Source organism: Stenotrophomonas sp. RS-48 (genome assembly GCF_030053245.1).
In the GTDB taxonomy this organism is placed as follows: domain Bacteria; phylum Pseudomonadota; class Gammaproteobacteria; order Xanthomonadales; family Xanthomonadaceae; genus Stenotrophomonas; species Stenotrophomonas maltophilia_P.
In genome coordinates this window covers 50,389-74,798 of record NZ_JASGBV010000020.1, presented here as the reverse complement: position 1 = coordinate 74,798, position 24,410 = coordinate 50,389, and the positions used below count along the sequence as shown (strand labels likewise).

Annotated in this window: 24 protein-coding genes and 2 riboswitches; of the genes, 12 read left to right on the top strand and 12 right to left on the bottom strand. The window is 67.8% G+C overall.

Features of this window, described 5'->3' with window-relative positions; translation table 11 throughout:
• Nucleotides 1-136 precede the first annotated feature (136 nt).
• Nucleotides 137-637, top strand: a complete 501-nt coding sequence (locus QMZ25_RS04925) for a MarR family transcriptional regulator (protein ID WP_053515766.1) — start codon at nucleotides 137-139, stop codon at nucleotides 635-637.
• Nucleotides 634-1,368 carry a DNA alkylation repair protein gene (locus QMZ25_RS04920; protein WP_253119259.1) on the top strand — a complete coding sequence of 245 codons (735 nt, stop codon included), beginning with the start codon at nucleotides 634-636 and terminating at the stop codon, nucleotides 1,366-1,368. The genes QMZ25_RS04925 and QMZ25_RS04920 overlap by 4 nt, the downstream gene beginning before the upstream one ends.
• Before the next feature lie 59 nt (nucleotides 1,369-1,427).
• Here QMZ25_RS04920 and QMZ25_RS04915 read toward each other — a convergent pair whose 3' ends face one another.
• A complete protein-coding gene (locus QMZ25_RS04915; RefSeq protein WP_279941967.1) occupies nucleotides 1,428-1,784 on the bottom strand; it encodes a hypothetical protein in 357 nt (118 codons plus the stop codon).
• 509 nt (nucleotides 1,785-2,293) lie between these two features.
• On the opposite strand from QMZ25_RS04915, the gene QMZ25_RS04910 reads away from it, so the two are divergent.
• Nucleotides 2,294-2,554, top strand: coding sequence for a hypothetical protein (locus tag QMZ25_RS04910; protein ID WP_053515725.1), 261 nt, complete (start codon nucleotides 2,294-2,296; stop codon nucleotides 2,552-2,554).
• Between the two features lie 257 nt (nucleotides 2,555-2,811).
• Nucleotides 2,812-3,885 (top strand): 3-deoxy-7-phosphoheptulonate synthase, encoded by a 1,074-nt coding sequence (locus tag QMZ25_RS04905; protein ID WP_283219208.1) that lies wholly within the window; start codon nucleotides 2,812-2,814, stop codon nucleotides 3,883-3,885.
• Between the two features lie 197 nt (nucleotides 3,886-4,082).
• Here the strand turns inward: QMZ25_RS04905 and QMZ25_RS04900 are convergent, their stop codons facing one another.
• A complete protein-coding gene (locus tag QMZ25_RS04900; RefSeq protein ID WP_053515730.1) occupies nucleotides 4,083-4,700 on the bottom strand; it encodes a trimeric intracellular cation channel family protein in 618 nt (205 codons plus the stop codon).
• Between the two features lie 82 nt (nucleotides 4,701-4,782).
• A riboswitch (glycine riboswitch) is annotated at nucleotides 4,783-4,888 on the bottom strand.
• A 13-nt stretch (nucleotides 4,889-4,901) separates the two neighbouring features.
• Nucleotides 4,902-4,991, bottom strand: a riboswitch (glycine riboswitch).
• 39 nt (nucleotides 4,992-5,030) lie between these two features.
• Between QMZ25_RS04900 and QMZ25_RS04895 the strand changes: the two genes are divergently transcribed.
• Nucleotides 5,031-5,306 (top strand): GIY-YIG nuclease family protein, encoded by a 276-nt coding sequence (locus tag QMZ25_RS04895; protein WP_283219207.1) that lies wholly within the window; start codon nucleotides 5,031-5,033, stop codon nucleotides 5,304-5,306.
• Between the two features lie 81 nt (nucleotides 5,307-5,387).
• Here the strand turns inward: QMZ25_RS04895 and QMZ25_RS04890 are convergent, their stop codons facing one another.
• Nucleotides 5,388-6,668 (bottom strand): NAD(P)/FAD-dependent oxidoreductase, encoded by a 1,281-nt coding sequence (locus tag QMZ25_RS04890; protein ID WP_065174438.1) that lies wholly within the window; start codon nucleotides 6,666-6,668, stop codon nucleotides 5,388-5,390.
• Between the two features lie 119 nt (nucleotides 6,669-6,787).
• On the opposite strand from QMZ25_RS04890, the gene QMZ25_RS04885 reads away from it, so the two are divergent.
• Together QMZ25_RS04885 and QMZ25_RS04880 are read left to right on the top strand one after the other, a co-directional pair.
• A complete protein-coding gene (locus QMZ25_RS04885; protein ID WP_065174439.1) occupies nucleotides 6,788-7,582 on the top strand; it encodes an NYN domain-containing protein in 795 nt (264 codons plus the stop codon).
• A 106-nt stretch (nucleotides 7,583-7,688) separates the two neighbouring features.
• Nucleotides 7,689-8,309, top strand: coding sequence for a glutathione S-transferase (locus tag QMZ25_RS04880; RefSeq protein ID WP_053515737.1), 621 nt, complete (start codon nucleotides 7,689-7,691; stop codon nucleotides 8,307-8,309).
• 59 nt (nucleotides 8,310-8,368) lie between these two features.
• On the opposite strand, the gene QMZ25_RS04875 is transcribed toward QMZ25_RS04880, so the two are convergent.
• The gene (locus QMZ25_RS04875; RefSeq protein WP_283219206.1) at nucleotides 8,369-10,546 is read right to left on the bottom strand and encodes a primosomal protein N'; all 2,178 of its coding nucleotides are present in this window, start codon (nucleotides 10,544-10,546) and stop codon (nucleotides 8,369-8,371) included.
• Nucleotides 10,547-10,959: 413 nt separating this feature from the next.
• Here QMZ25_RS04875 and QMZ25_RS04870 point away from each other — a divergent pair, with 413 nt between their 5' ends.
• The 4 genes from QMZ25_RS04870 (at nucleotide 10,960) to sppA (ending at nucleotide 16,051) form a co-directional block, all read left to right on the top strand.
• The gene (locus tag QMZ25_RS04870) at nucleotides 10,960-11,967 is read left to right on the top strand and encodes a hypothetical protein (RefSeq protein ID WP_128987728.1); all 1,008 of its coding nucleotides are present in this window, start codon (nucleotides 10,960-10,962) and stop codon (nucleotides 11,965-11,967) included.
• The gene (locus QMZ25_RS04865; RefSeq protein WP_053515743.1) at nucleotides 11,960-12,529 is read left to right on the top strand and encodes a DUF3106 domain-containing protein; all 570 of its coding nucleotides are present in this window, start codon (nucleotides 11,960-11,962) and stop codon (nucleotides 12,527-12,529) included. Before QMZ25_RS04870 ends, QMZ25_RS04865 begins: the two co-directional genes overlap by 8 nt.
• Before the next feature lie 125 nt (nucleotides 12,530-12,654).
• Nucleotides 12,655-14,019: an MATE family efflux transporter gene (locus QMZ25_RS04860; RefSeq protein ID WP_053515745.1), complete on the top strand. Its 1,365-nt coding sequence runs from the start codon at nucleotides 12,655-12,657 to the stop codon at nucleotides 14,017-14,019.
• A 109-nt stretch (nucleotides 14,020-14,128) separates the two neighbouring features.
• On the top strand, nucleotides 14,129-16,051 hold the full coding sequence (gene sppA, locus QMZ25_RS04855; protein ID WP_065174443.1) for a signal peptide peptidase SppA: 1,923 nt from the start codon (nucleotides 14,129-14,131) through the stop codon (nucleotides 16,049-16,051).
• A gap of 100 nt (nucleotides 16,052-16,151) precedes the next feature.
• Here sppA and QMZ25_RS04850 read toward each other — a convergent pair whose 3' ends face one another.
• Entirely contained in the window at nucleotides 16,152-16,364 is a 213-nt protein-coding gene (locus QMZ25_RS04850; RefSeq protein WP_053515748.1) for a hypothetical protein, read from the bottom strand.
• A gap of 111 nt (nucleotides 16,365-16,475) precedes the next feature.
• Here QMZ25_RS04850 and QMZ25_RS04845 point away from each other — a divergent pair, with 111 nt between their 5' ends.
• Complete coding sequence (locus QMZ25_RS04845) at nucleotides 16,476-17,252, top strand: SDR family oxidoreductase (RefSeq protein WP_065181584.1); 777 nt, start codon at nucleotides 16,476-16,478, stop codon at nucleotides 17,250-17,252.
• 38 nt (nucleotides 17,253-17,290) lie between these two features.
• Here the strand turns inward: QMZ25_RS04845 and QMZ25_RS04840 are convergent, their stop codons facing one another.
• The 7 genes from QMZ25_RS04840 to QMZ25_RS04810 form a co-directional block, all read right to left on the bottom strand.
• Nucleotides 17,291-18,013: a hypothetical protein gene (locus QMZ25_RS04840; RefSeq protein ID WP_283219205.1), complete on the bottom strand. Its 723-nt coding sequence runs from the start codon at nucleotides 18,011-18,013 to the stop codon at nucleotides 17,291-17,293.
• Between the two features lie 25 nt (nucleotides 18,014-18,038).
• Nucleotides 18,039-18,713 carry a DUF4124 domain-containing protein gene (locus tag QMZ25_RS04835; protein WP_128987731.1) on the bottom strand — a complete coding sequence of 225 codons (675 nt, stop codon included), beginning with the start codon at nucleotides 18,711-18,713 and terminating at the stop codon, nucleotides 18,039-18,041.
• A 56-nt stretch (nucleotides 18,714-18,769) separates the two neighbouring features.
• Complete coding sequence (locus QMZ25_RS04830) at nucleotides 18,770-19,360, bottom strand: Sua5/YciO/YrdC/YwlC family protein (protein WP_080375246.1); 591 nt, start codon at nucleotides 19,358-19,360, stop codon at nucleotides 18,770-18,772.
• Between the two features lie 105 nt (nucleotides 19,361-19,465).
• Nucleotides 19,466-21,967 carry a DNA topoisomerase I gene (locus QMZ25_RS04825; protein ID WP_283219204.1) on the bottom strand — a complete coding sequence of 834 codons (2,502 nt, stop codon included), beginning with the start codon at nucleotides 21,965-21,967 and terminating at the stop codon, nucleotides 19,466-19,468.
• A gap of 191 nt (nucleotides 21,968-22,158) precedes the next feature.
• On the bottom strand, nucleotides 22,159-23,091 hold the full coding sequence (locus QMZ25_RS04820) for an RDD family protein (RefSeq protein ID WP_053517104.1): 933 nt from the start codon (nucleotides 23,089-23,091) through the stop codon (nucleotides 22,159-22,161).
• Between the two features lie 48 nt (nucleotides 23,092-23,139).
• The gene (locus QMZ25_RS04815; RefSeq protein WP_279941959.1) at nucleotides 23,140-23,877 is read right to left on the bottom strand and encodes a pilin; all 738 of its coding nucleotides are present in this window, start codon (nucleotides 23,875-23,877) and stop codon (nucleotides 23,140-23,142) included.
• Between the two features lie 39 nt (nucleotides 23,878-23,916).
• Nucleotides 23,917-24,390, bottom strand: a complete 474-nt coding sequence (locus tag QMZ25_RS04810; RefSeq protein WP_053517108.1) for a DUF494 family protein — start codon at nucleotides 24,388-24,390, stop codon at nucleotides 23,917-23,919.
• Nucleotides 24,391-24,410 lie beyond the last annotated feature (20 nt).

Genomic DNA, 24,410 nt, shown 5'->3' with positions numbered 1-24,410 from the left:
TGCTACCGCAGCTTCGGCTGCTTGCAGCCCCCTGCGCGAGGAGTGCGCCCGGCCGGGCCCGGCGGCAGGCCCCGTAGGTGTTGCGTTCCATCCCGTCATGAATATGATTAGGCGCCTAAACATATTGGAAATCACTGTGCTTGAGGCAAAACATGGCGCCCTTCTGGACGAGGCCCGGCGACGTGGCCACGCCAATGTCGCCCTGCTGCATCTGTGCTTCCAACTGCTGTCGCTGTCCTCGGCGATCGATCGCGACTGCGCCAGCCGGCTGGCACCGCACGGGCTCAGTGAAGGCCGCTTCATCGTGCTGTTCCTGCTGCACGGTGCCGGCGGCACACTGTCGCCGCATGCGCTGGCCGAACGTGCAGGCGTGACCCGCGCCACCATCAGCGGCCTGCTCGATGGCCTGCAGCGCGAAGGGTTGCTGCAGCGGCGCAGCGATGCGGACGATGGCCGTCGCCTCCAGATCGTGCTGACCGTGCAGGGCAAGCGCTTGGCCGAAGACCTCTTCAATCAGCACACGCAGTGGATCGCGGGCCTGTTCAACGGCCTGGACACTGCCGAGCAGGTGCAGCTCTCACAGCTGCTGGCCAAGGTGTGGCAGCACACCGGCGGCGGACGGAAGGACCTGCAGTGAGCGCAGCGATCAGCCCGGCGCGAAAGCATCAGCTGGATACCGGGGCAGCCGCCAGCACGCATCTGGCGGAATGTCTGGCCGTGGACTTCGCGGTGTTGCTGCAGACCGTTGCGGTGCTGCCGGAGACTGCCATTCAATGCATGCGCGATGCCGCCAGCAAAGGCATTACCCAGCGCATGGTTCTGGCGGCAACGCTGTTGCGTGAGGCCAGGCAGGGTGATCCTGCACAGTGGCAGTCGCATGCATCCGACACCGTGCGCGGCTGGGCCTGCTACCTGATCGGTGGCGATGCCACCGCCTCCCTGCCGGTGAAGCTGGAGAAGATGCGCCCGTTGGCCGATGATCCGCATTTCGGCGTGCGCGAATGGGCGTGGCTGGCGCTGCGCACCGACATCGTTGCCGGGCCACTGCTGGCGCTTGAATGCCTGCAGCCGTGGACGCAGGAACCGTCCGCCCATCTGCGCCGGTTTGCCTGTGAAGCACTGCGTCCCCGTGGCGTCTGGGCGGCGCACATCGCTCTTTTCAAGCAGCATCCCGAACACGCGCATTCGCTGCTGGAGGCACTGGCTGATGATCCCGAACGCTATGTGCAGGATTCCGTCGGCAACTGGCTCAACGATGCCGGGAAGACCCAGCCGCAGTGGCTGCGTGACCTGTGCACACGCTGGCAACGCGAGCGCGACAGCCCTGCCAACGCCTACATCCGCAGGCGCGCACTGCGTTCACTGTGATCCGGCGGGTGCCGGACCATGACCGGGCCATCGGGCCCGGTCACATTGCGCGGACGCGGCTAGTGGGGCTGCAGGCGTTCGGCCGCATGCGTGGCCAGCCCCAGGGATGCCAGCATCAACCCTTCCATCACCCGGTCGCTCACGTGATGTTCGGGCGCGGCGTTCTGGCGGCAGCGTTCGGCGGCCAGCAGCACCTCCTGCACGATGCGCAGGCCGGCCAGTGCGCCATCGGCATCGGCCAGCATCATGCGTCGGCCGTTCGCTGGATGGCGCTCGGGCCAGGGTTGGCCATCGGCGGCCGCACCGCTGCCGATGCGTTGCAGGTGGGCGACCAGACTGTTGGGATCGAACGGCGCCTGATCGGCATTGGCCGGATCGGGGTGGGCACCGGGGAAGGGAACGTGTGGTGTGTTCATGGCGTGTGCTCCGTACAGGACAGACGACACCGCCACCGGAAGAGGTGGCGGACGGTACGTGGCGGCAAAGACCGGGTCACTGATCCGGCGGGCGCAAGCGCCCCCCCGCACCGCCCGCCATAGAACGCGGACGGATTGCCAGCCGGCGCCGCACAAGGCGACGCCGGCTGACAAACGCGAACTTCAGTGACACACGGGCTTTGCCGACCCGGCCACCCTTTTCCGGTGGCAAACCATCTTGAGCACATGTCCGCGTGGGATGCCAAGGCAGTACGCGACACGTCATGGAGACGGAGGAAGTATCGCATATGCCGTTGCCCGTATAACCGCGCATTGAGCGCCTGCAGGCCCCTCCAGGCCGGGGCGTGGAAAGTGTGGAAAGGCGTTCTCAACCTGCGGGCACAATCGGTCCAGTCACGACATGAGCGGTCCGCGTGACGGCACATGCGCTGGTGCGCCAGACGCGGTAAACAGTGCATTGCCCACGTCTACCCACAGGGAAGTCGATCATGCAGAGCACGCTCCAAGTCACGCTGTTCGGCCCTCCCGGCGACACCCCGGCGCTGCAGTTGCCGGATGTGGACGGGCCCTCGGTGGCGATACCGGAATCGACCCTGCGGCGGCTGGTCTCCGATCTCTACACGGCGCGGTCCCTGCTCAACCCCGAGCAGCTGGAGGAGGCGAGGCGGGAGCTGGATCAGGTGCTGGAGCGCTGGGCCGATATCCACGAGGGCCTGCTGCTGGACGTGGAAGTGCATGGCAGTCGCTAGATCGCCGTGCTGCTGAACCGCCTCCCCAGTTGCGGATGAAACATTTTGTGCTGCGCAGAAGCTGTGCTATCAATACATCCCATGAACGCAGCCGCTACCCGCTTTTACTGGTATTACTTTCCGAAGCCACTGGCGGAGGAAGGACTGCGCTCACCCTGAAGAAAGCTTCAGACGCATTCCCGAAAGCCGCCAGCGAACCTGGCGGCTTTTTTCATGCCGCCTCGCTGGGGACCCCCTACGTACCGGAGACCTCCCCCATGCCCCCCCATACCGACGACCTGCGCATCCGCACCATCGAACCGCTCACACCGCCTGCCCAGCTGCTGGCGATGCTGCCGTGTGACGATGAAGCCTCCGGCACCGTCAGTGCTTCGCGCGCGGCCCTGCACCAGATCCTGCATGGCCGCGACGATCGCCTGGCGGTCGTGGTCGGCCCGTGTTCGATCCACGATCCGAATGCGGCCATCGAGTACGCACAGCGCCTGAAGCCGCTGCGCGACGCGTTGGCCGGCGAGCTGGAGATCGTGATGCGCGTGTACTTCGAGAAGCCGCGCACCACGGTGGGCTGGAAGGGCCTGATCAACGATCCGGACCTGGACGGCAGCTTCAGGATCGACAAGGGCCTGCGCATTGCCCGCGGCCTGCTGCGTGACATCAACAAGCTGGGCCTGCCGGCCGGCGTTGAATTCCTCGACGTGATCTCGCCGCAGTACATCGCCGACCTGGTGGCATGGGGCGCGATCGGCGCACGCACCACCGAAAGCCAGGTGCACCGCGAACTGGCCTCCGGCCTGTCGTGCCCGGTGGGCTTCAAGAACGGCACCGATGGCAACGTCAAGATCGCGGCCGATGCGGTCGGCGCGGCCTCCAACCCGCATCACTTCCTGTCGGTGACCAAGCAGGGCGGCACCGCCATCGTTTCGACCACCGGCAACCCGGATTGCCATGTGATCCTGCGCGGCGGCAAGCAGCCGAACTACGACGCGGCCAACGTGGCCGACGCCTGCCAGGCACTGGCCAAGGCCAGGCTGCCGACGCGGCTGATGATCGATGCCAGCCATGCCAACAGCCTGAAAAACCCGGAAAACCAGCCGAAGGTGATCGAAGACATCGCCGTTCAGCTGGAGGACGGCGAACAGCGCATCGTGGGCGTGATGATCGAGAGCCATCTGGTGGGAGGCCGGCAGGAACTGGTGGAAGGCCAGCCGCTGGTCTACGGGCAGAGCATCACCGATGGCTGCATCGACTGGGACACCACCGTGACGGTGCTGGAGCGACTGGCTGCGGCCGTGCGCGCCCGTCGCGAAGTGACGGTGTCAGAAGCCGCCTGAGCGCGGCATGTGTGTGGATGGCGGCCTGCGCCTGCGGGGGTGCGGCCGCGATCAGGGCCGGTCGGAGTTGGAGACCGGCCCGTCCGCACCGGCGATGCGCCTGGCGCTGCGCATGAGCGACAGCGCCAGGTCCATCGCCGGGGTGGTGCAGGGCACGAAGGGGAGCGCCGGGCCACGCCCGGCGAACACGCCATCGTTCAATGCACTTCGTCGTGATACACGAACTTCGGCATTTCCCAGCGGTAGTGGATCGCCAGCAGGCGCAGGGCGAAGCCGCCCGCCAGGCAGCACAGGATGGCCGTGGCATCGGACACGTTCCAGTGCAGCAGCAGCAGATAGGCGGCGCCGGTCAGCAGCGCGATGATCGCGTACAGCTCCTTCTGGAAGATCAGGGGCACTTCGTTGCACAGAATGTCGCGCAGCACGCCGCCGAACGCACCGGTCAGCATGCCTGCGATCAGCACGATCGGTGTGGCATGACCGGCCTCGCGTGCGATCGAGCAACCGATCAGGGTGAAGGCGATCAGGCCCAGGCCGTCGAGCACCAGGAAGGTGCGGCGGAAGTGGTGCATCCAGCGTGCGACCCAGGTGGCGATCAGCGCCGCGCACACGGTGAAGCCGAGGTACTCGGGATGTTTGACCCAGCCCAGCGGATAGTGGCCAAGCAGGATGTCGCGCAATGAACCACCGCCGAGCGCGGTAACGCAGGCGATCATGACCACGCCGAACAGATCCATGCGGCGGCGTCCCGCGGACAGTGCGCCGGTCATGGCTTCGGCGGAAATGGCGATCAGGTAGATGATGGACAGCAACATGGAACAGGCTCCGGACGCGGTGGGGCCGGCCATGCGCGGACGCCGCCATTGCCTGCGCAATGACGGGATGACGATGACCGGTGCCGCTCCCGCTGTCCTTTTGCCTGAGAGTTCAGCGGCGTAGGCCGCGTGCCCCTTCGGCGGATCGTACCGGGCATGCCCGGTGACCTCTCTCCAGCTCGGCGAGTCGAATGCATGGTTGGTGGGATTCCAGCCCACCGGCCTGAGCGATCATGGGAGCCTGCGCCTTCGGCGGGCGCCAGCGCGGCGCCTCTCTCCTGCATTCGCGGGCAGTATATCCGCTGCGGTGCAGCACGGCATAATCCCGGCATGGCCCCGTCCCACCGCCCGTGGTTCCTGTACCTGCTCGAATGCCACGATGGCAGCTACTACGCTGGCATCAGCACCGACGTGGACGCGCGTTTCGCCGCCCATCGCGCCGGCACGGGGGCGCGCTACACCCGGGCCCGCCCGCCGCTGCGCATCCTGGCCGTGCGCGAGTACCCGGACCGCTCCGCCGCCTCGCGCGCCGAATGGCAGCTCAAACAGCTGCCGCGCGAGCGCAAGCTGGCGTGGTTGCAGGCATTGGATTCCTCATCTTTGTAGCGCCGTGCCCAACGTGGGGTCAGATCCCTTTCCGCAGGAAAGGGATCTGACCCCGTTGCAGGACCCCGTTGCAGACCTGCGCTACCGTTTCGGCCGTCGGTCATCCTGGTCGTCGCCGAAGATGATGCGTGCGCTGCGCTGGTAGCTCCAATACGCCACCGCCCAGTTCAGCAGCACCACGATGCGGTTGCGGAAGCCGATCAGGAAGAACACGTGCGCGGCCAGCCAGAACCACCAGGCCAGCACGCCCGACAGCTGCAGGCGCCCCAGGTGCACGATGGCGGCCATGCGGCCGATGGTGGCCAGGTTGCCGTAGTCCGCGTACTTGAAGGGCCCGGGCTCCGGCCTGCCGTGCAGGCGTGCACGGATGACCTCGGCCACGTACTTGCCCATCTGCTTGGCGGCGGGCGCTACGCCGGGCACGGGCTTGCCGTTGGCCTGGTTCACCGCGGCCAGATCGCCGGCCACGAACAGTTCCGGATGCCCGGGCAGGGTCAGGTCCGGCTGCACCTGCACGCGCCCGGCACGGTCCAGTGGCACGTCCAGCGTGCGCGCCAGCGGCGAGGCGGCCACGCCGGCCGCCCACACCACGGTGCGCGCCGGCACGAACTGGTCACCCAGCGTGAAGCCCTGGCTGTCGATGTTGCTCACCGGCGTTCCGGTCAGCACTTCCACACCCAGCTTTTCCAGCTGCCGGCGCGCCTTCAGCGAGAGCACTTCCGGGAACGAGGACAGCACGCGTGGACCGGCTTCCACCAGGCGCACCTTGGCGCTGGCCGGATCGATGTGGCGGAATTCATTGCGCAGCGTATGGCGTGCAATCTCGGCCAGGGTGCCCGCCAGTTCGACGCCGGTCGGGCCGCCGCCGACGACGGCAAAGCTGAGCCACGCCGCCTTCCTGGCCGGGTCCGGTTCGGCTTCGGCGCGCTCGAACGCCAGCAGCAGCTTGCGGCGCAGGGCAATGGCATCGTCGAGGGTCTTCAGGCCGGGCGCATCATCGGCCCACTGGTCGTTGCCGAAGTAGGCGTGAGTGGCGCCGGTAGCCAGCAGCAGGCTGTCGTAGTCCAGCGTGCTGCCGTCGGCCAGCCGCACCTGGCGGAGCTGCCTGTCGATGGCCACGACCTCACCGAGCCGCACTTCCACGTTGCGCTGGTGGCCGAGGATGTGGCGCAGCGGTGCGGCAATGTCCGGCGCTGACAGGCCTGCGGTCGCCACCTGGTACAGCAGCGGCTGGAACAGGTGATGGTTGCGGCGGTCGACCAGGGTGATGCGGATGCGTTCGCGTGCCAGCGCACGGGTGGCCCAGAGGCCGGCAAAACCGCCGCCGACAACGACCAGGTGGGGAACGCGCTCACGACTCATCGACTCACTCCAGGGGGCATGGGGAACCGTCCGGCATCTTCGCACGGCGGCGGCCTGTCACGTCAGCGTGCGCGCGGATCGGCGATACTCGGATTCAGGCAACCGCCAGCGAGAGGCCCATGAGCGAACCGGAAAAGCGCATCGCCCTGTTGATCGACGCCGACAACGCGCCCGCATCGAAGATCGACGAAGTGCTGGCGGAGGTGGCCCGCTACGGCGTGGCCAATGTCCGCCGTGCCTACGGCAACTGGAAGAGCCCACGGCTGAAAGGCTGGGAGGCGGTGCTGCACGAGTACGCGATCCGGCCCATCCAGCAGTTCGCCTACAGCAAGGGCAAGAACGCCTCGGACATGGCCATGGTGATCGATGCGATGGACCTGCTGTACGCGCGCAACCTCGACGGCTTCGCCATCGTCTCCAGCGATGCTGATTTCACTCCAATGGTGATGCGCCTGTTGACCGACGGGGTGAAGGTGTATGGCTTCGGCGAAAAGAAGACGCCGGAACCCTTCGTCAATGCCTGTTCCAAATTCACCTATCTGGAAGCACTGGGCCAGGCCCATGCCAGCGTGCCGGAAGTGGAACAGGGCACGGCAGAGCCGGGTGCCATCGAGCCGGCCACCGGTGAAACGGGCAGCGGCGACGAAGTGCGCCCGCGCAAGAGCGGCGCGGAAATGCGCAGCGATACACGTCTGGTGAAGATGCTGCGCCGCGCCGTGTCCGCCGCGGAAGGCGAGGACGGCTGGTCGCACCTGGGGCCGGTGGGCAGCCAGATCGCCAACCAGGCCTCGTTCGATTCGCGCAACTACGGCTATGGAAAGCTGAGTGATCTGCTGGCGGCGATCGGTCTGTTCGAACTGAAGAAGGATGGCAAGTCGTCCTACGTGCGCGCGCTGCCGAAGAAGAACCGGTAGCGCCGGGCCATGCCCGGCCGACGCCCCCGCGCATCATTCCGCACGCCCACATGTACACCGATCAGGCGTATCGTTGCCGCTCGCATTGCCCGCAAGGAATACCCGCATGTTGAAGATCTGGGGCCGTCGCAATTCCAGCAACGTCCGCAAGGTGCTGTGGTGTGCCGAAGAGATCGGCCTGCCCTACGAGTCCATCGAAGTGGGCGGCAGCCACGGTGGCACACAGACGCCGGAATACCTGGCGATGAACCCCAACAGCTTGGTGCCGGTGATCGAGGACCACGGCCTGCCGCTGTGGGAGTCCAACGCCATCGTGCGCTACCTGAGCGCGCGCTACGCGCTGGGGACACTGTACGCCGAGGATCCAATGGAACGCGCACAGGCCGAGAAATGGATGGACTGGAGCACCTCGCGGATGGCGCCGCTGTACAGCGATCTGATCTGGGGCATCATGCGCACCGCGCCGGCAGACCGCGACGAATCGCGCATCAATGCCGCCATCGTGCGCGCCGCCGATTACCTGGCGATGGCCGATGCGACGCTGGCCACGCAGCCGTGGCTGTCGGGCGCGACATTCGCGATGGGCGACATCCCGTTGGGTTCACTGGTGTACGCCTGGTATGAACTGCCGATCCAGCGTCCGGACCTGCCCCACCTGGCCGAGTGGTACGCACGCCTGCGTGAGCGACCCGCTTACCAGCGCGGCGTGATGTCACCGCTGACGTAAGCGGGAATCGCGCGCGGTAACGATGGCGCCGGGCCATGCCCGGCGGATTCTGCTTGCATTCAATACAGATCCGTCGGATCCACATCCAGCGACCAGCGCACCTTGCGGGCTTCCGGCAAGGCATACAGCTGCGGTACCAGCTGCGCCAGCACGCCGTGCAGAGGCGGGCGCTGTGCCGATGAGAGCAGCAGCTGCGTGCGCTGGTAGCCGGCCCGGCGCGGCATCGGTGCCGGCATCGGTCCGTACGCCTCCACCAGCGCCTGTTCGCCCAGCAGTCGCCGTGCAGCCAGCAGGAACGCGTTGGCGTGCTCCACCTGCTGCGCTTCGGCACGCATCAGTGCCAGATGCGCGAATGGCGGGAAGCCGGCGGCCTGCCGCTGGTTCAGTTCGGCCTGCGCGAATGGGTGGTAGCCGCCGTTGACCAGCGTCTCCAGCAGGGGATGACCCGGATGGTGGGTCTGCAGCCACACCTCGCCCGAATCGCGGGCGCGCCCGGCGCGGCCGGCGACCTGGATCAACTGCTGCGCAAGTTTCTCGCTGGCGCGGAAATCGGCCGAGAACAGGCCCTCGTCGATGCCGACCACCACCACCAGCGTGAGTCTGGGCAGATCGTGGCCCTTGGCCAGGATCTGCGTGCCGACCAGGATGCCGGCCTGGTCCCCCAGCTTGGCCAGCTGCTGTTCCAGCGCATCGCGGCGGGCGGTGGTGCCGCGGTCGATGCGCACCACCGGGTACTCGGCGAAGGCGGCGGTGAGGTGCTCCTCCAGCCGCTCGGTGCCGATTCCCTGTGGCTGCAGGGCCAGGCTGCCGCAGGCGGGGCAGGCCAGTGGCGCCGGTTGCCGCGCACCGCAGTGATGGCACTGCAGGCGACGGCCGCCGCCATGCACGGTCATCGGCGCATCACAGCGCTGGCACGGCGCCGTCCAGCCGCAGTCATGGCACAGCAGTACCGGTGCGTAACCACGCCGGTTCTTGAACACCAGCACCTGCTGGCCGCGCTGCAGGTGCTCGCCGATGCCGGCCAGCACTTCGGCCGAGAGACCGTCCTGCAGGGGACGCTTGCGCACATCCAGGATGCGCACGCGTGGCGGCCGCGCGTCGCCGGCGCGCTGCTTCAGGCGCAGGTGCAGGTAACGACCGGCATAGGCGTTGTGCAGGGTTTCCAGCGACGGTGTCGCGCTGCCCAGCAGCACCGGAACCCCCAGCGCCTTGGCACGCACCAGGGCGAAATCGCGCGCGTGGTAGCGGATGCCGTCCTGCTGCTTGTAGCTGCCGTCATGTTCCTCGTCCACGATCAGCAGGCCGGCCTGCGGCAGCGGCGTGAACACCGCCGAGCGGGTGCCGACGATCACCCGCGCTTCGCCGCGCGAGGCGGCTGCCCAGACGCGCGCGCGCTCGTTGTCGTTCAATCCCGAATGCAGCGCATGCACGGCGATGCCCAGGCGGCCGCGGAAACGCGCCAGGGTCTGCGGCGTCAGTCCGATTTCGGGCACCAGCACCAGCGCCTGCCGGCCTTGGGCCAGGCAGTGGATGATCGCCTGCAGGTAGACCTCGGTCTTGCCGCTGCCGGTCACCCCATCGAGCAGGAAGGGCTGGAACCCCTCCGCGGCGTTGATCGCGGCAACGGCTTCGGCCTGGTCCGGATTGAGGGTCGGGCCGGGCAGCGGTTGCGCGTGCTGTGGCGCTACGCTCAGTGCAACGCGCTCGGCCAGTGCGCGCTTGCCGAGACTGCGCGCCGCGCTGCGCCAGTCCTCCATGCGCGCCCCCAGCACGTCCTCGTCCACGACGGCGTCGGCCAGCAGTTCCGCCAACTGCCGCGGGCGGCTGCCTGCGCGCAGCGTGCCGCGCTGCGCGTGGCCTGCGGCGGTCAGCTGCCAGCCCCAATGATGGGTGTCGGGCAGGGCTTCGCCGTGCCGCAGCGGCCCCGGCAGGGCCGTGCTCAGCACTTCGCCCAGCGGCGCGTGGGTGTATCGGGCCAGCCATTGCAGGCTCTGCCACAGTTCGCCCTGCAGCAGGGGCGCGGGGTCGCACCACGCGAGCGCCTGACGCAGGCCCTGGCCGTCGTCGGCCTGGCCGTGGCCGGCCACCACGCCGATGAGTTCGCGGTTGCCGAACGGCACCTTCACCCGGCAGCCGACCGCCACGTCCGGGGCATCGCCCTGCGGCGACAGATAGTCGAACAGGCGGGGCAGGGGGACGGGCAGGGCGACCTGCAGGGTCGGAATCGGGTCGAGCATCGGGGCAGTGTAACGGGCCGTGTGCACCCGCATGCCGCCCGGAAGGCCCACACGGGGGACGTCGCCGAATCATAAATGTCACCTAAATATCGGTGTCCATTGGAGATTCAGTCTTATCCACACGTTCTGTGGATAACACTGTGCGTTACCGGTCAACGGCTGCGCAGGACGCCGATGGCGACGGCCTCGCCCTTGGGTTGGTCAAAAAATCGCCATACTTTAAAATGTATTAAAATCAATATGTTATGTGTGAAACATTGCTGAAACAGAGTGAATTCAGCGAGATGTCGCGGTTTTGCCGGGCGCCAGCGTGGTGCTGTGCACAACCTGCAGCATGAAGTGCCCACGGACGCAAGTCCTGCCGGGCGCCGATGGCCTGCCGCTATCATGCCGGCAGACCTCTGGAGTGACCGATGACCGCTGTGCCCGCCCCTGTTTCCTCGACCGCGGCCGGTGCGCTGTCGGCGTTTCTGCGTGGCGTAGAGCGCCGTGCCCTGGTAGTGGCGGAGCTGCAATGCGGCGACCCGGCCCGGGCCGAGCAGACCCTGGTGGCGGTGATGCGCGCCTTCTCGGCCGTTGCCAGCGATCTGCCGATGGCACAGTGGCCGACCCGCTTCTGGACCCTGCTGGGGCAGCGGCAGGCACTGCGCGAGCCGGCCCCGGGCCAGTGGCCGCCGGCACTCGCCGCACTGGGCGGCATGGCACCGCTGCCACGGCTGGCCCTGCTGCTGCGGGTGGGCGGCAGCCTGGATGAGAACATCGCCACGCGGGTACTCGATCGTGATGAGGCCGGCTACCAGCAGCTGCTGGCCGATGCCTGCCCGCGTGATGCCCAGGGTCAGCCGGATGCCGTTGCCTGGCGCGGCCTGGCCGAACAGGTGCAGCAGCGCATCCGCGACCTGCCGGCGCAGCGCCTGCAGCAGCTGCAGCAGCCGGCAGCTGCCACCAGCAGCAATCCGCAGGCGCCGACGTCCAGCTGGAGGGCACCGCAGCGCGATGAACGGAGCGCTGCCAGCCCCCGGCGCCGGCGCCCCGATGCCCGACCGCGCTGGCGCGGGCCGGCGATCCTGCTGCTGACGGTGGCAGTACTGCTGGCAGCCGCTCTGGGCTGGCGCCATTGGAGCGGTCGGTCGCTGGTGAGCGATGCGCCGCTGCCGGAGGGGGTGGTTGCCGAGGCCGGCCCGGTCACGGTCGAGGCGCTGCCGCCGAGCACGGTCGCTGCCACGCCGCAGGCGGACAGCGCCCCGGCCAGCGATGACGCAGCAATGCTGGCCGACCGCGATTATCCGTTGCTGGCCGAGGCCGATCTGTATGCCTGGACGGCCGCCGGTGGTCCGCTGCCGGTGGACGAGTCGCAGACCAAGCCGAGCCGGCCAGAGCCGGCCAGCGCAGTGCTGGAAACCGCCGCCGCCGATGAATAAGTCCGTGATCACCAGCCTGCTGCTGGCCATCCCGTTGTCGCTGTCCGCAACGCCCCAGACCCTGAATGTTCCACTGCCACCCGCGCCGGCGGCCACGCCCGCGGTCCCGCCATCGGCGGCACCCACCGCGTTCGTCCAGCTCGACGCGCAGCAGCAGCGGCAGCGCCGCGCCGACTACGCCGCTTGGCGCGCGCTGCCGGAAAGCGAGCGCGAACGCATCCGACAGGCGGCCACGCGGTTCGCCGCGCTGCCGGCCGCACAGCAGGAGCGCCTGCGCTCGCAATTCCAGGCACAGGACCAGGCGTTCCGCGATGGCTGGCGGTTGGGGCCGCAACTGGGCGTGGAGTTTCCCAAGCTGCATGGGCTGTTCGGCTTCCTGCCACCGCAGCAGCGCGACAGTGCACTGGCCGTGCTGCACCAGCTCAGCCCGGCACAGCTGGCGCAGTTGGCGCTGGTGGCCCAGCGCACGCCGCCGCAGGAACGCGATGCGGTGCGCAGCGCGTTCCTCGCCGTACCTGCTGCGGAACGAGACGCCTGGCTCAAGCGCCAGGCCGGCCAGTAAGCGCGCGGTCAAACCCAGCGTTCACGCCATGTCATGGGAATGAACGCACCGCGCGCGTAAGATGACGGCCCGCAACCCGGTGCCTGTGCCCTTCGCGCGCAACCGCAGTTCGCGTTCTGCATCCCATGTCCAACGCAACCTCCACGCCGCGCTTCAGCAAGGAAGTCGGCGCCACCGGTCTGCTCGCCCTGCCGCTCGTGCTCGGGCATGTCTCCACCGGCCTGATCTCCTTCGTCGACAACGTGATTGCCGGTCATCACGCCACCTCAACCCTGGCGGCCGTGACCATCGGCACGGCCCTGCTCTGGCTGCCGATGCTGATTCCGATCGGCACGCTGATCTCGCTGACCGCCTCGGTATCACAGCTGCACGGCGCCGGCCGCGAGCGCGAGATCGGTCCGCTGTTCCGGCAGGCGTTGTGGCTGGCGCTGGGCCTGGGCCTGATCATGTTCACCTTCCTCACGGTGGTGCCGCCGCTGCTGCCCGCCTTCGGCATCGCGCCGGACATCGTGCCCGGCGCAACAGCGTTCCTGCATGCGGTGCGCTGGGGCGGGCCGGCGCTGACGCTGTACTTCTGCATGCGCTATCTCAGCGAGGGCATGCACTGGACGCTGCCGACCATGTTGATCGGCTTCGGCGGCCTGGTGGTGCTGGCGCCGATGGGCTACGTGCTGGCCAACGGCAAGCTGGGCTTCCCGGAGCTGGGTGCCGAGGGCCTGGGCATCGCCTCGGCGGTGATGATGTGGTTGCAGGCAAGCGCATTTGCCCTCTATCTGTGGCGTACCCGGCGATTCGCCCATCTGCAGCTGTTCTCGCACTTCGAGTGGCCGCGCTGGAAGGCGATCTGGGACCTGCTGCGCACCGGTCTGCCGATCGGCATCACCGTGCTGATGGAAGGTGGGTTGTTCATCGTCACCGCGCTGCTGATCGGCCGCCTCGGCGCCAACGAGGCGGCAGCCCACCAGATCGCGATCAACGTGGCGCAGCTGTGCTTCATGATCCCGATGGGCGTGGCCGAGGCCACCACGGTGCGCGTGGGTCATGCAGTGGGGCGGGGTGATGGCTTCGGTGTGCGTCGTGCAGCCTGGGCCGGCTACGCGATCATCATGGGTACACAGACGTTGTCCGCGCTGGTGCTGCTGTTCGGCCACGATGCCATCGTCGGGGTGTACACCAACGATCTGGCGGTGGCCGGCCTGGCCTCCACGCTGCTGCTGTACGCGGCCACCTTCCAGTTCCCGGACGGCATCCAGGTGCTGTCGGCCGGAGCTCTGCGCGGCCTGAAGGACACCCGCGTGCCGATGTTCATCGCCATGTTCGCCTACTGGGGCCTGGGCATGCCGCTCGGCGCCGGGCTCGGCCTGGGGCTGGGCATGGGCCCGCAGGGCATGTGGATCGGCCTGATCGTCGGCCTCACTGCCGCCGCCATCCTGATGGGCTGGCGCCTGCGTCGCAGCAGCCAGCGCATCGGCCAGTCCGCGCTGTCCTGACCCTCCGCCCGTCACCCCGTGACGGGCGATCCCCTGACTTGTGTCCGATGCCGCCTCACACGGCACCGGCTATGCTGTTACCACGGCAAGAAGCCATCCGGAGCGCTCCATGAATCAACCCGTGCCCCCGCTGCCCCAGGCGCGTCGCAATCCCGTCGCCAGTTTCTTCATCGGGCTGTGGGACGTCATGAATTTCACCCGCCGGTTGATCCTCAACCTGGTGTTCTTCGGCCTGCTGTTCCTGCTGCTGGTGGTGTTCGTCATCGCTGCCGGCATGGGCGCCGGCGCCAGCAAATCGCTGCAGGACCGCACGACCCTGGTGATCGCACCGGAAGGGCGCCTGGTCGAGCAGTTCAGTGCCGATCCGGTCAGCCGCGCGCTGGCCAAGGCCGTGGGCGACAACAGCGCCGAAGAGGTCCAGCTGCGTGACCTGGTCCGGGTGATCGAATCGGCGCGCGACGACAAGAAGATCGAACGCGTGGTGCTGGAACTGGACAAGCTGCAGCCCTCCGGTTTCGCTTCGCTGCGTGAAGTCGCCGCCGCGCTGCAGAGCCTGCGCGCGTCCGGCAAGCAGCTGGTGGCCTACAGCGAAAGCATGGGCCAGTCGCAGTACCTGCTGGCTGCGCAGGCCGACGAGGTCTACCTGGATCCGATGGGATCGGTGGTGCTCGAGGGTCTGGGTCGCTACCGCCAGTACTTCCGCTCCGGCCTGCAGGACAAGCTGGGCGTGGACGTGCACCTGTTCAAGGTGGGCGAGTACAAGTCCGCGGCCGAGCCCTATGTGCTCGATGCCGCTTCGCCGGCAGCCAAGGAAGCCGACCTGTACTGGATGAACGACGTGTGGCAGCGCTATCTGGGCGACATCGCCAAGGCGCGCCGGCTGGATCCGGCGCAGCTGGCCGCCGGCATCGATACGCTGCCCGAAGGCGTGGCGGCTGCCGGTGGCGATCTGGCCAAGTTCGCCCTGCAGCAGAAGCTGGTGACCGCGCTGAAGACCCGCGAGGAGTTCGAAGACCTGATGATCGAACGCGGCGTGGCCGATGAAGACGCTGAGGGCGGCTTCCGCAATGTCGATTTCGGTCGCTACATGGCCCTGCTCGACGCCCGCCGTAGTCCGGTGGATGCACGCCCGCAGGTGGCCGTGGTGGTTGCCGCCGGCGAGATCAGTGGCGGTGACCTGCCGGCCGGCCGCATCGGTGGTGAGTCCACGTCGGCGCTGCTGCGCGCTGCGCGCGACGACGAGCAGGTCAAGGCCGTGGTACTGCGCGTGAATTCGCCGGGTGGCGAAGTGTTCGCCTCCGAGCAGATCCGCCGTGAAGTGGTGGCCCTGCAGGCCGCCGGCAAGCCGGTGGTGGTGTCAATGGGTGACCTGGCCGCGTCCGGTGGTTACTGGATCAGCATGAATGCCGATCGCATCTACGCCGATCCCTCGACCATCACCGGTTCGATCGGCATCTTCGGCATGATCCCGAACTTCAGCCGCGCGCTGGACAAGATCGGCGTGCATACCGATGGTGTCGGCACCACGCGCTTCGCCGGTGCGTTCGACGTCACCCGTCCGATGGATCCGGCGGTGGGCCAGGTCATCCAGACGGTCATCAACAAGGGCTACGCCGACTTCACCGGACGTGTCGCCGAAGCACGCAAGAAGCCGGTCGAGGCCATTGATGAGGTGGCCCGTGGCCGTGTCTGGAGTGGCGCGCAGGCAAAGGAACGTGGTCTGGTCGATGCCTTCGGTGGCCTGAAAGACGCCGTGGCCGACGCCGCCAGCCGCGCCAAGCTGGGCGGCGAAGACAAGTTCCGCGTGCGTTACATCGAAAAGGCCGCGACCCCGTTCGCGCAGTTCGTCAGTGGGTTTGCCGGCAGCCGTACTGGTGCCTGGATGCTGTCCGATTCGGGCGTGGCGCGGATGATGCTGGCGCGCACGATGCCGGAAGTGGATACCCAGCTGCGCTTCGTCGAGAACGCCGCGCGCGAAAAGGGTAACGGCGCTCCGGTAAAGACCCTGGCGTACTGCTTCTGCGGGTTCTGAGCACAGCCAGCCACGCGTAGCGTGGATCGACGGAAAACGCCCGGCCCTTGGCCGGGCGTTTTCGTTTGGCGGCGCTCCGCTGACGGCGCCATCGCGGCGATCAGCGCGCTGCGTCGGCTTCCGCGCTGCGCTCGCGCTCGGCGCCATCATCGACGGTCTTCTGCACGGCGCGCGCGCGATCGATCGGTTGCTGCGCTGCACGGGCCAGGGCTTGGGGTTCCGGCGGCCGTTCCGGGTCCGGTGCCGGTGGGCGTTGGCAGCCGGCCAGCAATACAGTCGCCGACAGCAGTACGGACAGGATCAGGATGCGCATGGCGGCTCTCCACGACGGGCGTGCGGCCAGTGTGGCACCGCCGGCAGGGGCGTGCCGTGAGCGCGTATCCTTTCTGCATCGGAACACAGCGGGCGCAGCCCGGGAGGACACATGACCCAGCAACGGTGGCGACTGGACGGGCAGACCGCACTGATCACCGGCGCCAGCGCCGGCATCGGCCTGGCCATCGCGCGTGAACTGGCCGGCTTCGGTGCCGACCTGATGATTGTCGGGCGCGACATCGACGCGCTGGAAACCGCGCGCGACGAGCTGGCCGACGCCTATCCCGACCAGCAGGTGCGCGCGCTTGCCGCCGACGTCTCCGACGACGAGGATCGCCGGCAGATCCTGGACTGGGTCGAGGACCATGCCGATGGCCTGCACGTGCTGGTCAACAATGCGGGTGGCAACATCACCCGCGCCGCCATCGACTATACCGAGGACGAGTGGCGCGGCATCTTCGAGACCAATCTGTTCTCGGCGTTTGAACTGTCGCGCTATGCGCATCCGCTGCTGGCACGTCACGCCTCGTCGGCCATCGTCAACGTCGGCAGCGTCTCCGGCCTGACCCATGTGCGCAGTGGCGTGGTGTACGGCATGAGCAAGGCGGCGATGCATCAGATGACCCGCAACCTGGCCGTGGAATGGGCCGAGGACGGCATCCGCGTGAACGCGGTGGCGCCGTGGTACATCCGCACGCGCCGCACCTCCGGGCCGTTGTCCGACCCTGACTACTACGAGGAAGTCATCGATCGCACGCCGATGCGCCGCATCGGTGAGCCGGAGGAAGTCGCCGCGGCCGTGGGCTTCCTGTGCCTGCCGGCGGCGAGTTATGTCACCGGCGAATGCATCGCCGTGGACGGCGGCTTCCTGCGCTACGGGTTCTGACCGTCACCGCGTTGGGCCCGCGCCACGCCGGCAGGTCCTCACCTCGGTACCGGGCAGTCGCTGGCCTCGAGCACGGCCTGCAGACGCTCGCGCTCGCTGCGCGCGGCGTCGAGGTTCTCCGGCGCGGCGAAGCGCTCGCGCCCCCGGGCGTCGCGCAGGCGCTGCTGCCAGCTGCCGCAGCGCTGGATCTCGGGAACCTCCTCGCAGCGGTCGCGTACCACTTCGCAGCTGGCGGCATTGGCCGGGGTGACACCGCCAAGACCCTGTACGTCGAGCAGCACGCAGTGCGGTGGCGCCGCCTCGTACTCGTGCAGGTAGCGGCTTCCTTCCTCGCTGCTGCACTGGAAGATCGGCGGCAGCGGTGCCCGTGGCGCGGAGTCGCTGCGGTTTGCCGGGTCCGTCCGCAGCGGCAGCGCTGCGCTGTCCAGAATGGCGTCGCCGCCGCCAGCGGGTTCAACCATGCCCGCTTCCATGATGGTGCGCGCCTGGTCGAGCCCGCGCGGCGTGTCCGCCGCTGCCGGCGGCGGCGCTGACGACGGGGCGAGCTCCATTTCCTGGCCGGCGGGCGGCTCCACGCGCGGTGCCGGAGTCGCTGATGGCTCCGGTACCCGCTGGATCTGCTGCGTGCTGCCTTCGGGGCAGGGCGTGCGCTGCAGGGTAGGAACGTCGCTGCTGCTGAATGTGCAGCGGTAGATCACCATGTCCTCGGCGAACGCGTTTGCGGGCAGCAGCGCCAGAACCAGCCAGAGTGCTTTTCTCATGCGTGCAGCCTACACGGGCAGGGGCTCAACGCCCGCAGTCGCGCGACAGGCGCGCATCGATACCGCGCTGTTCGTTGCTGATCGCGGTGCGCTCGCTCTGCAGCGCGCTGTTGTAGCGGCGGTCCAGCTCCCAGCGGCGATCGCGCAGGCGCGAACAGACTTCCTGCGGCGGCAGCGCATGGCAGGTGTCGCGGACCAGGATGTTGCCTGCCGGCACCTGCACGCCGACGCCGACCGCAGGTGGCCGGTAGATCGGCGGACCTCCGGCCGATGCGCCCGTGGCCGGGCGGGGCCCGGGATGGCCTGGCCCGAAATGGCCGCGCGGCGACCAGACCGTGGTCCACAGCGGGACCCAGCGTGGATTGCCTTCGTTGCTGTCGCTGGTGTAACGCTCGCCGTCGGCGGTAACGCATTCGTACATCGGTTGCGGAGGCTGGACGTAGACGTGCCGGACCTCGCGCTCGATCACGGCCGGCGGCGTGCTGGTTGCGGGCGCGGCGTCGCTGCGCACCACCTGCGGCGCCGGATCACGCGGCCGCTGGAGGTCGCGCACTTCCTGGCGGCCGCTGCTGCACGGCGTGTCCTGCAGTGCCACGGCGCCATTGCTGCCGACACAGCGGTAGACACGCACATCGTCGCCGGCGGTGGCGGTCAATGGCAGCAGCAGGCTCAGGCAGAGGGCGGCGCGCAGCGGGCTCATGGAGGCAGCGTGCGGGATCCGGCGGAGCGGCGCAATCCGCGCGTCCACAGGGCGGCTCAGGATCGCAGGACGTTGCCGCTGAGCGCATCGCGGATCGGCGTCGGCTGGGCCAGGCCGCCGGTCGGGCCGTCCAGGATGCCGTCCAGCAGGCGCAGCAGGCGCGGATCCAGTTCCTCGCGGCTGCGTGCCGGTGGCTCGCCGGCCAGGTTGGCGCTGGTGGAGACCAGCGGCCCGCCCCACGCGTGGCACAGTGCCGCCACCAGCGGGTGGGCGCTGATGCGCACCGCGATGCCGCTGTGTTCGCCGGTGATCCAGCCTGGCGCGCGTGATCCGGCAGGAAGAATCCAGGTGTTGGCGCCGGGCCAGCTGGCCAGCACTGCACGCTGACGCTCGTCGGGCAACGCCTGCAGGCGTACCCAGCCTTCCAGCTGCGCCAGCTCGGCGGCCACCAGGATCATGCCTTTCTCGATCGGCCGCTGCTTCAGCCGCAGCACCGTGTGCACCGCCGCTTCGTGCGACGGGTCGCATCCCAGGCCCCAGACCGCTTCGGTGGGATAGGCGATCACGCCGCCGGAGCGCAGCAGGGTGACGGCAGAATCCAGGGTGAGTTCTTTCATGGTGGCGACCGGCCCGGCATGGGCCTTCATTATCCTCCCACCGCGTGCAGATGGGGTGGACCGGCGCCATCGAGGCGGCGGCGGACCGGGTACTGCACTGCCTGCGCCCGGCCCATGGCCGGGCGCTGTCCCACATCAGGCCTTCTTGACGACCTTCTTGGCCGCTTTCTTCGCCGGTGCCTTCTTGGCGACGACCTTCTTTGCCGGCGCCTTTTTCGCGGCCGCCTTCTTGGCCGGTGCCTTCTTGGCCACTGCCTTCTTCGGCGCGGCTTCCTTCTTCACCGCCGCCTTCTTCGCCGGTGCCTTCTTGGCAGCGGCTTTTTTCGCGCCGAAGCCCTTGCGCACCGGCTTGCCGGTTTCTTCCATCAGCTGCTGCACTTCGGCCAGCGTCAGCGAGGCGGGCTCGCGGTCCTTGGGAATCTTGCCGTTCATCCTGCCGTCGCTGATGTACGGGCCGAAGCGGCCATTCAGCACCTGGATGTCGCTGCCTTCGAATTCCTTGATGATCCGGTTGCGCGCGATCTCTTCCTTCTCTTCGATCAGGAAGACGGCGCGGGCCAGGTCGATGGTGTACGGGTCGTCTTCCTTCTTCAGCGAGGCATAGGTGCTGCCACGCTTGGCGAACGGGCCGAAGCGACCAATGCCGACGCTGACCGGTTCGCCCTTGTCCTCACCCAGCGCGCGCGGCATCAGGAACAGCTCCAGCGCGTCTTCCAGGGTGATGGTGTGCATCGACTGGCCCGGGCGCAGCGAAGCGAACTTCGGCTTCTCCTCGGCATCTTCGGCGGTGCTGCCGATGGCGGCGTACGGCCCGAAGCGACCCAGGCGCACGCTGACCGGCTTGCCGGTCTTCGGGTCGGTGCCAAGCTCGCGCGCACCACTGGCTTCGGCACGATCAACCGATTCCTTCTTGTCCTCGACCAGCTCCTTGAACGGCTCCCAGAAGCGTGACATCAGCGGGATCCACTCTTCCTCGCCGCGCGAGACGGCGTCCAGCTCGTCTTCAAGCCTGGCGGTGAAGTCGTAGTCCACGTACTGGGTGAAGTGGCTGGACAGGAACTTGGACACTGCACGACCGACGTCGGACGGACGGAAGCTGCGACCTTCCATCTCCACGTACTTGCGGAACAGCAGGGTCTGGATGATCGAGGCGTAGGTCGAGGGACGACCGATCCCGTACTCTTCCAGCGCTTTGACCAGTGCCGCCTCGGTGAAGCGGGGCGGCGGCTGGGTGAAGTGCTGCTCGGCCAGGATGCGTTCCAGCGGCACGCGGTCGCCGGGCTTCATCGCCGGCAGCTTGCGGCCTTCGTCCTCGTCTTCGGCGCTCTTGCTGTCCTTGCCTTCCTCGTACACGGCCAGGAAGCCGGGCACGACCACGGTGGTGCCACTGGCACGGAAGACGTGTTCGCTGCCGGCCGACAGGTCGACGCTGACGGTGTTGAGCGTGGCCGGAATCATCTGGCACGCTACCGCGCGCTTCCAGATCAGTTCGTACAGCCTGCGCTCGTCGTCGGTCAGGAACCGCGACACCTGCGCCGGCGTGCGCAGCGCCGAGGTCGGTCGCACCGCTTCGTGCGCTTCCTGGGCGTTCTTGGACTTGGTCTGGTAGGTGTTGGGCTGGTCCGGCAGCGAACCGATGCCGTAATCGCGGGCGATCACGTCGCGGATTTCCGCCAGCGCATCCTGCGACAGGTTGACCGAGTCGGTACGCATGTAGGAGATCAGGCCGACCGTGCCTTCATCGCCGATCGCCACGCCTTCGTACAGCTTCTGCGCCACCTGCATGGTCTTGCGGGTGGTGAAGCCGAGCTTGCGCGAGGCTTCCTGCTGCAGGGTGGAGGTGGTGAACGGCGGCGCCGGGCGGCGCTTGCGCTCCTTGCTGGCCACGTCGGTGACGTGCAGCGAGCCCTGCGCCGCCTGCTGGATGCGCAGGCGGGCGGCCTCGGCGGTATCGCCGTCGGTGATGGTGAACTGTTCGAACTTCTGTCCGTCCAGCTTCACCAGCTTGGCATTGAAGTGCTGCGACGGGTGCGCGCATTCGGCGGCGATGGACCAGTATTCGCGCGCGATGAAGGCTTCGATCTCTTCCTCGCGCTCGACGATCATGCGCAGTGCCGGGCTCTGCACGCGGCCGGCGGACAGGCCGCGCTGGACCTTGCGCCACAGCACCGGCGACAGGTTGAAACCGACCAGGTAATCCAGCGCACGGCGTGCCTGCTGGGCGTCCACCAGATCGCTGGCGATGGCCCGCGGCTGGTTGATCGCTTCCTTGATGGCGCGCGGGGTGATCTCGGTGAAGACCACGCGCTGCATCGGCTTGTCCTTGACCAGCCCGCGCTCCTTCAGGATCTCGGCGATGTGCCAGCTGATCGCCTCGCCTTCGCGGTCCGGGTCGGTCGCCAGCAGGATGTCATCGGCGCCCTTGGCCGCCTTGGCGATCGCATCGACGTGCTTTTCGTTCTTGTCGATCACGTCGTAGTGCATGGCGAACCCGTTGTCCGGATCGACCGCGCCTTCCTTCGGGATCAGATCGCGCACGTGCCCATACGAGGCCAGGACGGTGTAGTCCTTGCCGAGGTATTTGTTGATCGTCTTGGCCTTGGCCGGCGATTCGACGATGAGCAGGTGCTTGGGCATGGCAGCAGTGTCTGTGGGGCGAGCCGCAGGGGAGGGGCCGCTAGGGTGGAGCAAACGGCCGCATTAGTGAAGCGGCCACGGGCAAATCCATAAACTGAACGCCCGGTTGGGTGCCGGGCGTTCAGGTTTCCTTATTAGAGGAATCACGCCCGGACGCTCCATGTCAAGCGCCCAGGCGTGAGGATGGCCGGTCAGGAGGCCATCTTGGCGATGAATCCGATGGCCGCCACCATCAGGACCAGGCCGGCCAGGGCCAGCAGGGCGGTGATGACCAGGACGGCGATGGTGACCACGCCCAGCTCGCGGCGTTGCAGCTGCGGCTGGTCGGTGAAGGCCCAGCGGTCCACCACCAGGGTGTCGCACATCATGTCGTGCAGGCCCTGCTTGCGCTCGGTGAACGCGGCCATCAGGTAGCCGATGCACAGGATCAGGCCGCTCAGCACGGCGGCCCAGTAGCGTCCGAAGGCACGTCCCACGGTCAGCCGGTCACCGTTGCTGCGCACGACCTTGATGCCGACGGCCATCTTGCCCAGGGTGGCACCGCCGCGCGAGGCGTGGAACCAGGTGTAGTACACCATGGAGATCACCAGGTTGAGCAGGCCGCTGACCAGCTGGCCCATGATCTCGATGGCCGACTCGCCGCTGCCGGCGGCCCCCATGCCCGCACCCAGTGCCAGGGCGGAAATGACGCCGATGATCGTGCCGGGGATGAGCAGCACGAAGTAGTCGATCACATAGGCAGCCACGCGCTTCCAGAAGCCGGCATAGACCACTTCGCCGCCCATCACCGGCTGCGCGTGGCCGGCCATGGCCGCGGTGCCCGGCGCGCTGTAGGGCGAACTGCTGAGCGCGCCGGTGCCGGGCAGCGGCGCCGTGCCGTTGTCGATGGCCTGGTAGTCGCTGCGCAGGTCGAAGCCGCCACTGTCAGCGGCCGTGGTGGCGCTGGCCAGGGTCTGCAGGCCGAGCTCGTCGACCACCTGCCGCAGCGCGGCCCATTGCGCCATGCCCTCACGCCAGACCAGCGTATCCAGTGTCAGCTGGCCGCGCTGGAAGCGCTGGCGGATGTCCTCGACCGGCAGCGGTCCCTGGCGTTGCTGTCCTTCGGCGAAATACCACTCAGTCATTGTGTGTCCCTCCTGGGTCGTCCTTGCTTGGGGTGTAGTGCCGATGGCTCAGCCGCGGCACTGCTGCGGCAGATACTTGTCGTTGCTTTCGCCGCTGCATTCCCAGCGGCCGCTGTCGCGGTCGTATTCCAGCCACAGCAGATCGCCATCGATGGTCTTGCCGGGCGCGGCCAGCGTGGCTTCGATACCGCAATGACCGTTGTTGAAGCGGCCGATGTGGACCGCTGACAGGCCTGCGGCGGAGAAGTCCCCCGGCGCCGGGAAACCGGCATCGTTGGCCCCCGGGCAGCGTCCTTCCTCGTCGGCGAAATGCTGCACCTGGTCCTTCAGCGGTTGCAGTGCGGTCAGCGACGTGGCGACCTTGGAGCGCAGGGTGTAGTCGTTGTAGGCAGGCAGCGCGATGGCCGCCAGGATCGCCACGATGGGTACCACCACCAGCAGCAGTGCCCCGCCGATGATGGCGGTCAGGGCGCAGCCGGACAGGCCCTTCTTCGGTGGCGGCAACGCGGCCGCGGGCGCACTGTGGGCATAGGGGGTTGCCGCCGGCAGTACCGGAGGCTGCGGGGCAGGGGGCTGCAGCCCGGGTTCGTCGCGGGCGGCATCGACGGCCGGTACGATCAGGCCGAGCTCATCCACCACGCTGCGCAATGGCTGCCATTGCGGCAGCCCATCGCGCCACACCAGGGTGTCCAGGCTGATCTGATTGTTGCGGAACAGCTCGACCAGCTGTTCTGCCGGCAGCGGGCCTTGCTGCCGGTTGCCTTCTGCATGGAACCACTCGCTCACGGGGCACGCTCCTGAATGCGCTATGCCCCAAGTGTACGGTCAGTGCAGGGGTTCTGGCTCGTCCATGAACATCTGCGTTTCCATCCAGGCGTAAGCCGCCTCGGCGCCGGGCTGGTTGAACAGCACCATCAGCACGACCCATTTCAGATCGTCCAGGTCCAGTTCGTCCTGGTCCAACGCCATCGCCCGGTCCAGCACCAGCTCGCGCTGGTCGGCATCGAGGATGCCGTGCTGCTCCAGGTACAGCAGGAAACCGCGGCATTCCACGTCCAGCTTGTCCAGCTCGGGCCCGTGATAGATGCGCACCGGGCCATCGACCCGCGCCTGGGCCACACTCGGACGCTGTGCCGCCAGGGCATCGAGCCAGTCGAATGCCTTGTTGATCTCGGTAGGGCTGAATCCGGCCTGGATCAGGCCGTTCTGGAGCGAATCGCGGTCACGGATCAGGTCCGCATCTTCGCTGAAATAGTGTTCAAACAGGTACAGCAGTACATCCAGGATGCTCTCTTTCATTGCCCCTCGGCCTGCGTCGC